We start from the raw sequence: 6,720 nt of genomic DNA on the forward strand, positions 1-6,720 counted from the left end.
CAATTTTGCATCACTATAAAGCAATTATTCGGCTTTTTTGCATCTCCAAAACCTCTTAAGCTTCAGCCCTCGTCAAGCCGTCCAGAAAATCCCCGCCATGCGTTCCGCCTGTCATCAAGCCCCAGCCCGACCGCTGGATGCCCAGCCCGCCGCCGCCGGCTGGCTGCCGCTCGTCACCCTGGCCATCGGTTTCGTGATGGCCATGCTGGACGTCACCGTCGTCAACGTGGCGCTTCCCAGCATCGCCATCCAGTTCACCGTTCCGCTGACGGACCTGGTCTGGATCGTGGACGGCTACACGCTCACCTTCGCCGCCCTGCTGCTGGTGGCCGGCGCGCTGGCGGACCGCTACGGAGCCAAGAACATCTACCTGGCGGGCCTGGGGGTCTTCACCGTGGCGTCCCTGCTGTGCGGGCTGGCGCCGGATGCCGGCACGCTGATCGCCGCGCGCATGCTCCAGGGCGTGGGCGCGGCGCTGTTCATGCCCAGTTCCCTGAGCCTGCTGACCCACGCCTACGACGACGAACAGGTGCGCAACCGCATGCTGGCCGCATGGTCGGCGATCGTGGCGGTCGCGGGAGCGTCCGGCCCGCTCTTGGGCGGCGTCCTGATCCACCAGTTCGGGTGGCGCGGCATCTTCCTCATCAACATCCCGCTGGGACTGGCCGGCCTGTGGCTGGCCCGCCGGCGCATCCAGGCGGCGCCGCGCCGGCCGCGCGCGCTCAACCCGCTCAGCCACGCGCTGGGCGTCATTGCGCTGTCCTCGCTGTGCTTCGTGCTGATCCAGGGCAATGCCTACGGCTGGTCGTCCGGCCGCATCGCGGGCACGGCTGTCCTGTGCCTGGCGGCCGTGTTCCTGCTGGTGCGGCGCGAGCGGCGCCACGCCGAGCCCATCATCCCCCGGGCCCTTTTCGAGACCACGCAGTTCGCCGCCGCCAACGGCGTGGGCTTTCTGATCAACCTGGCATCCTACGGCCAGCTCTTCCTGCTGAGCCTGTTCCTGCAGCAAGCGCGCGGCGCCGATGCATTGCAGACCGGCATCCAGTTGGTGCCGATGCTGGCGGTCTTCTCGATCGGCAACCTCATCTCGGGCCGCGTGTCGGCGCGCTGGAATGTGTCGGCCTCGCTGCTGGGCGGCGTTTCGCTTGCCGCCCTGATGAGCACGGCGGGCATCTTCGCCTTCTCGCCCGATCTCGCCTACTGGCCGTTTGCGATCGTCGTCGCGCTGGCCAATCTGGGCGTGGGGATCGCGGTGCCGGCCATGACCAGCGTCGTCATGCAGGTGTCGGGCAAGCGCCACGCCAACAGCGCGGCAGCCGCCTTGAACGCCAACCGCCAATCCGGCGCGCTGGTCGGCGTCGCGCTGATGGGCACCATCCTGCACCTGATGCCGGATTGGCATGCCAGCCTGCCCGCCGCCTATAGCGTGATTGCGATCAGCTACCTGATCGCGGTTGCGCTGACATGGCGCCATCTGCGCCGCGCACGCAACGCCTGAGCCAGGCGGCAGCGCCTACCCCGCTGCCAGGATCGCCACCCCGCGCCCGGCGAAGAACCTGTCGAACACCGCCAGCGGCAACTCGACATCCGCCTGCGTCCCAGGCTCGCCCGACGGGTTATGGAACGTTACCGAATCCGCCGTCGCTCGCGTCGCCAGCACCAAGTGTCCGCCCTTCTTGGGCGGCTGCCGCTCGGGCCACCTTATCCAGGGATGCACCGAGGCCATGAAGTACTCGGCCTGCGCCAGCAAAGCCGGCAGCCCGGAAGCCGGCAGGTCCACGCGCACCTGGGCCTGCAGGCCGTAGACCTCGGCGACATAGCGCACGAACGGCGCATAGATCAGGCCCTTGATACCGCCCTCCGGCTCCTCGACATAGGCGCCGTAGGGCAGGCTGCGGCGGACAAGTTCCAGCGTGGGATACGCCTGGCCGCCACGCGCGGCCAACACCATCTTCAGGCACGCCATGCCGCAGACGTGGCTGGCCCAGCGCACATACTCGTCAATATCCCGCGCGCCCGATGCGCGCCAGGCGGGATCGTCGGCCAGTTCCAACTCTTTGCGGATGATCGCGCCGGCCAGATGCGCGGACTCCCACTGGCAGAAATACGGCACGGCGGCGGGGGCAGGCATCGCATTCATCCACGGCTCCAAACGTCTCGGGAAGATCCGCCATCTTGCCGTGGCCGCCGCGGCATGGCAACGGCCCGGCGTTTGCTTCACAATGAGGCCGCAACCGTGAACAGGAGATCCGCATGTCCAGCACCGCCACGCCCAGCTCCCCCATCCGCCGCGTCGCCGTTGTCGGCGCAGGCACCATCGGCGCCAGTTGGGCCGCCCTGTTCCTGGCGCACGGCCTGGAAGTCGTGGTCAGCGATCCGGGCGAGCATGCCGAGGCGCAGACCCGCGCGCGGGTGCAGGCGGCATGGCCCGTCCTGGCCGAACTGGGCCGCGTGCAGCCGGGCGCCTCGCCCGATGCGCTGCGGTTCGAGCCCGACCTGGAAGCGGCCCTGGCCGGCGTGGATTTCGTGCAGGAAAACGCGCCCGAGCGCGAGGACTTCAAGACGGATCTCTTCGCGCGCATGGACGCCATCCTGCCGCCGCGCGTGATCGTCGCGTCCAGTTCGTCCGGACTCATCATGAGCCGCCTGCAATCCCGCTGCCAGCATGCCGCGCGCTTCGTCATCGGCCATCCGTTCAATCCGCCCCACCTGATTCCGCTGGTGGAAGTGGTGGGCGGCGACCAGACATCCGCCGACACCATCGACCGCAGCATCGCGTTCTATCGCAGCATGGGCAAGCACCCCATCCGCCTGAACAAGGAAGTGCCGGGCCACATCGCCAACCGCCTGCAGGCCGCGCTCTGGCGCGAAGCCATCCATCTGGCCGCCGAGAACGTCGCCAGCGTGGCCGACATCGACGCCGCGGTGTCGCAAGGCCCCGGCCTGCGCTGGGCCCTGTTCGGCCCGCACATGACCTTCAACCTGGGCGGCGGCGAAGGCGGCCTGGCGCACTTCATGCACCATCTGCTGGGCCCGGTGCAAACATGGTGGGACGACCTGGGCGCGCCCGATGTCACGCCCGAGCTGCAGCGGCGCCTGATCGAAGGCGTCAACGCCGAGGCCGGCCATCGCGGCATCGCCGATCTGGTGGAGGCCCGCGACGCCCAACTCACCGCGCTGCTCAAGACCCTGCACCGCTGAAAGCAACCGGGCGTCCAGGCCCGCCTGCGGCGCCGCTGGTATCCTGGAAGCCATGCGGCGGGAATGCAGCCCGCCCTCAACCTGGGAATTCCGCAGAATGATTTCCGTGACGCAAGACACCGAACGCTCCCGCTACACCGCCACCGTCGATGGCGTGCTGTGCGTGCTGGACTACCACTTGCAGGGCAACACCATGACCATCACCCACACCGGCGTTCCCAGCCAGGTGGGCGGGCGCGGCATCGCGGCCGAACTGACCCGCCAGGCGCTGCTTGCGGCGCGCGCCAACGGCTGGAAGGTCCGCCCCTTGTGCTCCTACGCCGAGGTCTATATGCGCCGCCACCCCGAATACAACGACCTGCTGGCCTGAACGCCCCGCATTCCCTCATGACCCGGAAATCCAGCGCCTTGACGGCGCCCTGCCCCTGCGGCGGCGCCAAACCCTATCCCGATTGCTGCGGACGCTGGCATGACGGCCCGCTTGCCCTGCAGGCGCCCACCGCCGAAGCCCTGATGCGGTCCCGCTACAGCGCCTTTGTGCTGGACAAACTGCCCTACCTGCTGGCGACCTGGCACCCCAGCACAAGGCCGGCGTCGCTGGAGCCCAACCCGCCCGAGCTGAAATGGCTGGGGCTGGAGGTCAAGAGGGCGGCCGACCAGGACGCCGCGCGCGCCACGGTGGAGTTCGTTGCCAGAAGCCGGCAGGCGGGCCGGGCAAGCCGGATGCACGAGGTCAGCCGCTTCGTGCGGGAAGACGGGCGGTGGTTTTACGTGGATGGCGACGTGAGCTGATCGCCGGCGCTACGCCGCCAGGTCCCCCGTGGCGTCGCCAATGGCCTGCTTCAACGCCGCCACCAGATCCTGCTCGACCGGACTCAAGGCGCGCTGATCGCCCACGATCGCCAGTTCGGTCGACGGCACCGCCGCAAAGCCGTCTTCCGCGTCCAGCAAGCCATGGGAGTCCAGGCGGGCAAACGCCGGCAGCAGGCTCACACCCAGCCCCGCGGCGACCGCCGCCTGCACCCCCGCCAGGCTATGGCTGTGATACGCAATATGCCAAGGCCGGCCCGCGCTTTCCAGCGCGTAGATCATCCGCTTGCGATAGATGCACCCCTGCGGAAACAAGACCAGCGGCACCACCGCCGCATCGCGGGCACGCTGACGGTCGCCCACCCAGATCAGGCGTTCCGGCCATGCCGCCAGGCAGGGCCCGTCTCCCGGTTCGCGCTTGACGAGCGCCAGGTCCAGCTCCCCTGACGCCAGCCCGTCGCGCAGGCCCGCGCTCATGCCGCTGATGGTCTCCAGGCGCGCGTCCGGGTGGCGGGCCGCAAATCCGGCCAGCAGCACGGTCAGCCGCGACACGTCGAAATCCTCGGGCACGCCCAACCGCAACACGCGCGCCGCCCGCGGAGCCAACAACACATGCTCGGCTTCGCCGGCAATAGCCAGCAGCCGCCGCGCATAAACCAGCATCAGCTCGCCGTCCTCGGTCGCAGACACATTGCCGCCAGCCCTGTCCCGCAACAGCAGCGTCTTCCCCACGCTCTGCTCGAGCTTGCGCACCTGCTGGCTGACCGTCGACTGCGTGCGATGCACGCGGTTCGCCGCGCGCGTGAAGCTGCCTTCGTCCACGACGCAGACCAAGGTCTTGAGGAGTTCAAGATCCAGCATGAGGGCTCGATATTCAGTGTTCAACTAACTGCAGTTCATTTATTAATTTTACAACTATGCGGCCGGACCCTACGCTAAAGCTTCACTCAACGTTCAAGGAACCCCCATGCCGCTGGACCGTCTGCCCCGTCCCCAATGGCTCACCTTCGATTGCTATGGCACGCTCATTCAATGGGATGAAGGCCTCCAAGCCTCGGTAGCCCGCATCCTGGAAACCAACGCGAACAGCCGGCAAGCGCCCACAGCCGCGCAGTTCCTCCATGTCTACGACGAACACGAGCACCGCCTGGAGCGCACGCCGCCGCATCGCCGTTTCGCCGATGTGACCCGCGAATCCTTGCGCCTGACCATGCAGGAGTTCGGCCTGTCCTACCGTCCCGAAGATGCCGACATGCTGACGGGCGGCATCTCGGCAATGCCTCCGTTCCCCGAAGTCGTCGGCACGCTGGCCGCGCTGAAGCAGGCTGGCTTCCGGCTGTGCATCATCTCCAACACGGACGACAACATCATCGCCGGCAACGTCGCGCAGCTTGGCGGACATATCGACCGCGTCGTCACCGCCGAACAAGCCGGCGCCTATAAGCCGGCCCGCAAAATATTCGCGCATGCGCACGACAGCCTGGGAGTCACGCCCGACGAAGTCGTCCACATCTGCGCCAGTCCCCACCTGGACCACGCGGCTGCGCGGGACATCGGCTTTCGCTGCGTCTGGATCGACCGGGGCACCGGCCGCAAGCCCTTGCCTGACTACCGGCCGGACGCTACCGTAGCAACTTTGGATCGTGTCCCCGGCTTGTTCCGCGACGCCGGCTGGCTCTGACTCCCCCATTCCAACCCAGACCCTGACTCCAGGAAGGCTGCCATGAATCAAGAACCCCGCTTCGCCAACGCGCTCTTTCATGCCGAACCCGTCGCCGCACTGCGGGCGGACCTCGCGCTCGCGCTGCGGGCCGCGGCCGCCCACGGCCTGGGCGAAGGCGTCTGCAATCACTTCAGCGTCGCGCTGCCCGGCGACCCGGACCACTTCCTGCTCAATCCCCGCGGCCTGATGTGGCACGAAGTCCAGGCGGACGACATCGTGCTCATCGACGCCCACGGCAACAAGCTCGCGGGCCGCCACGACGTCGAGCCCACGGCCATGTTCATCCATGCCGCCATCCATCGCATCGCCGGCAAGGCCTGTGTCCTGCACACGCACATGCCCTATGCCACCGCACTGACGCTGACGACCGATCGCGGACTCGACACGACCTTGTCGCAGAACGCAATGCGCTTTCACGGCCGCCTGGCCATCGATGAGCACTACAACGGCCTGGCGCTGGACGTCAGCGAAGGCGAACGCATCGCCCACGCGATGCAAGGCGCGGACATCGTATTTCTCGGCAACCACGGCGTCGTGGTCTGCGGCGAACGCCTGGACTACGCGTACGACGATCTCTTTTTCCTTGAGCGCGCCTGTATGGCCCAGGTGCTGGCCCAATCGACGGGACGCCCGCTCGTGCCCGTCAATCCCGAACTGGCGGCCAAGGTCGCCGCCCAGGTCCAGAGCGAGCGCCTGCAATCCGAGCTTTTCTTTGCAGCGCTTCGCCGCCAATTGCCGTGAGCGCCTGCCCAGGCATCCTGTAAAAAGCCCGGCCAAATAAAAAACCCCTCGCGGCGTCAGCCGCGAGGGGTTTTCTGTATGGGTTTCGGCCTGCCGCGCGTGGCCGGCGCCGCAAAGACAAAACCCCACAGGGGATACCTGTGGGGTTTTGCGGAATAAAAGCCTGACGATGACCTACTTTCACAGACGTCCGTCCACTATCATCGGCGCGAAGGCGTTTCACTGTCCTGTTCGGGATGGGAAGG

General features: G+C 67.4%; 8 protein-coding genes. 6 read left to right on the forward strand and 2 right to left on the reverse strand.

The window, feature by feature from the left end; genetic code table 11:
- Nucleotides 1–97 precede the first annotated feature (97 nt).
- Nucleotides 98–1,498: an MFS transporter gene (locus ACFWP0_RS15185; RefSeq protein ID WP_377843361.1), complete on the forward strand. Its 1,401-nt coding sequence runs from the start codon at nucleotides 98–100 to the stop codon at nucleotides 1,496–1,498.
- A 15-nt stretch (nucleotides 1,499–1,513) separates the two neighbouring features.
- Here the strand turns inward: ACFWP0_RS15185 and ACFWP0_RS15190 are convergent, their stop codons facing one another.
- Nucleotides 1,514–2,140 (reverse strand): hypothetical protein, encoded by a 627-nt coding sequence (locus tag ACFWP0_RS15190; RefSeq protein ID WP_377843363.1) that lies wholly within the window; start codon nucleotides 2,138–2,140, stop codon nucleotides 1,514–1,516.
- A gap of 113 nt (nucleotides 2,141–2,253) precedes the next feature.
- On the opposite strand from ACFWP0_RS15190, the gene ACFWP0_RS15195 reads away from it, so the two are divergent.
- The 3 genes from ACFWP0_RS15195 to ACFWP0_RS15205 all read left to right on the forward strand — a co-directional run bounded on the left by ACFWP0_RS15195 (nucleotide 2,254) and on the right by ACFWP0_RS15205 (nucleotide 3,993).
- Nucleotides 2,254–3,201, forward strand: coding sequence for a 3-hydroxyacyl-CoA dehydrogenase NAD-binding domain-containing protein (locus ACFWP0_RS15195; RefSeq protein ID WP_377843364.1), 948 nt, complete (start codon nucleotides 2,254–2,256; stop codon nucleotides 3,199–3,201).
- A gap of 97 nt (nucleotides 3,202–3,298) precedes the next feature.
- Entirely contained in the window at nucleotides 3,299–3,571 is a 273-nt protein-coding gene (locus ACFWP0_RS15200; RefSeq protein ID WP_377843366.1) for a GNAT family N-acetyltransferase, read from the forward strand.
- Nucleotides 3,572–3,588: 17 nt separating this feature from the next.
- The gene (locus tag ACFWP0_RS15205; protein WP_377843367.1) at nucleotides 3,589–3,993 is read left to right on the forward strand and encodes a YchJ family protein; all 405 of its coding nucleotides are present in this window, start codon (nucleotides 3,589–3,591) and stop codon (nucleotides 3,991–3,993) included.
- A 9-nt stretch (nucleotides 3,994–4,002) separates the two neighbouring features.
- Here ACFWP0_RS15205 and ACFWP0_RS15210 read toward each other — a convergent pair whose 3' ends face one another.
- Nucleotides 4,003–4,872 (reverse strand): LysR substrate-binding domain-containing protein, encoded by an 870-nt coding sequence (locus ACFWP0_RS15210; protein ID WP_377843369.1) that lies wholly within the window; start codon nucleotides 4,870–4,872, stop codon nucleotides 4,003–4,005.
- A 106-nt stretch (nucleotides 4,873–4,978) separates the two neighbouring features.
- Here ACFWP0_RS15210 and ACFWP0_RS15215 point away from each other — a divergent pair, with 106 nt between their 5' ends.
- Entirely contained in the window at nucleotides 4,979–5,692 is a 714-nt protein-coding gene (locus tag ACFWP0_RS15215; protein ID WP_377843370.1) for a haloacid dehalogenase type II, read from the forward strand.
- 42 nt (nucleotides 5,693–5,734) lie between these two features.
- Entirely contained in the window at nucleotides 5,735–6,475 is a 741-nt protein-coding gene (locus ACFWP0_RS15220; protein WP_377843372.1) for an aldolase, read from the forward strand.
- Nucleotides 6,476–6,720: the final 245 nt, after the last annotated feature.

Source organism: Achromobacter sp. NPDC058515 (assembly GCF_042721735.1).
Taxonomy (GTDB): domain Bacteria; phylum Pseudomonadota; class Gammaproteobacteria; order Burkholderiales; family Burkholderiaceae_B; genus Achromobacter.

What these genes read in the sequence shown, in the direction of transcription:
- ACFWP0_RS15185 (WP_377843361.1), top strand. Translation starts at nt 98, where the DNA reads ATGCGTTCCGCCTGTCATCAAGCCCCAGCCCGACCGCTGGATGCCCAG.
- ACFWP0_RS15190 (WP_377843363.1), bottom strand. Translation starts at nt 2,140, where the DNA reads ATGAATGCGATGCCTGCCCCCGCCGCCGTGCCGTATTTCTGCCAGTGG.
- ACFWP0_RS15195 (WP_377843364.1), top strand. Translation starts at nt 2,254, where the DNA reads ATGTCCAGCACCGCCACGCCCAGCTCCCCCATCCGCCGCGTCGCCGTT.
- ACFWP0_RS15200 (WP_377843366.1), top strand. Translation starts at nt 3,299, where the DNA reads ATGATTTCCGTGACGCAAGACACCGAACGCTCCCGCTACACCGCCACC.
- ACFWP0_RS15205 (WP_377843367.1), top strand. Translation starts at nt 3,589, where the DNA reads ATGACCCGGAAATCCAGCGCCTTGACGGCGCCCTGCCCCTGCGGCGGC.
- ACFWP0_RS15210 (WP_377843369.1), bottom strand. Translation starts at nt 4,872, where the DNA reads ATGCTGGATCTTGAACTCCTCAAGACCTTGGTCTGCGTCGTGGACGAA.
- ACFWP0_RS15215 (WP_377843370.1), top strand. Translation starts at nt 4,979, where the DNA reads ATGCCGCTGGACCGTCTGCCCCGTCCCCAATGGCTCACCTTCGATTGC.
- ACFWP0_RS15220 (WP_377843372.1), top strand. Translation starts at nt 5,735, where the DNA reads ATGAATCAAGAACCCCGCTTCGCCAACGCGCTCTTTCATGCCGAACCC.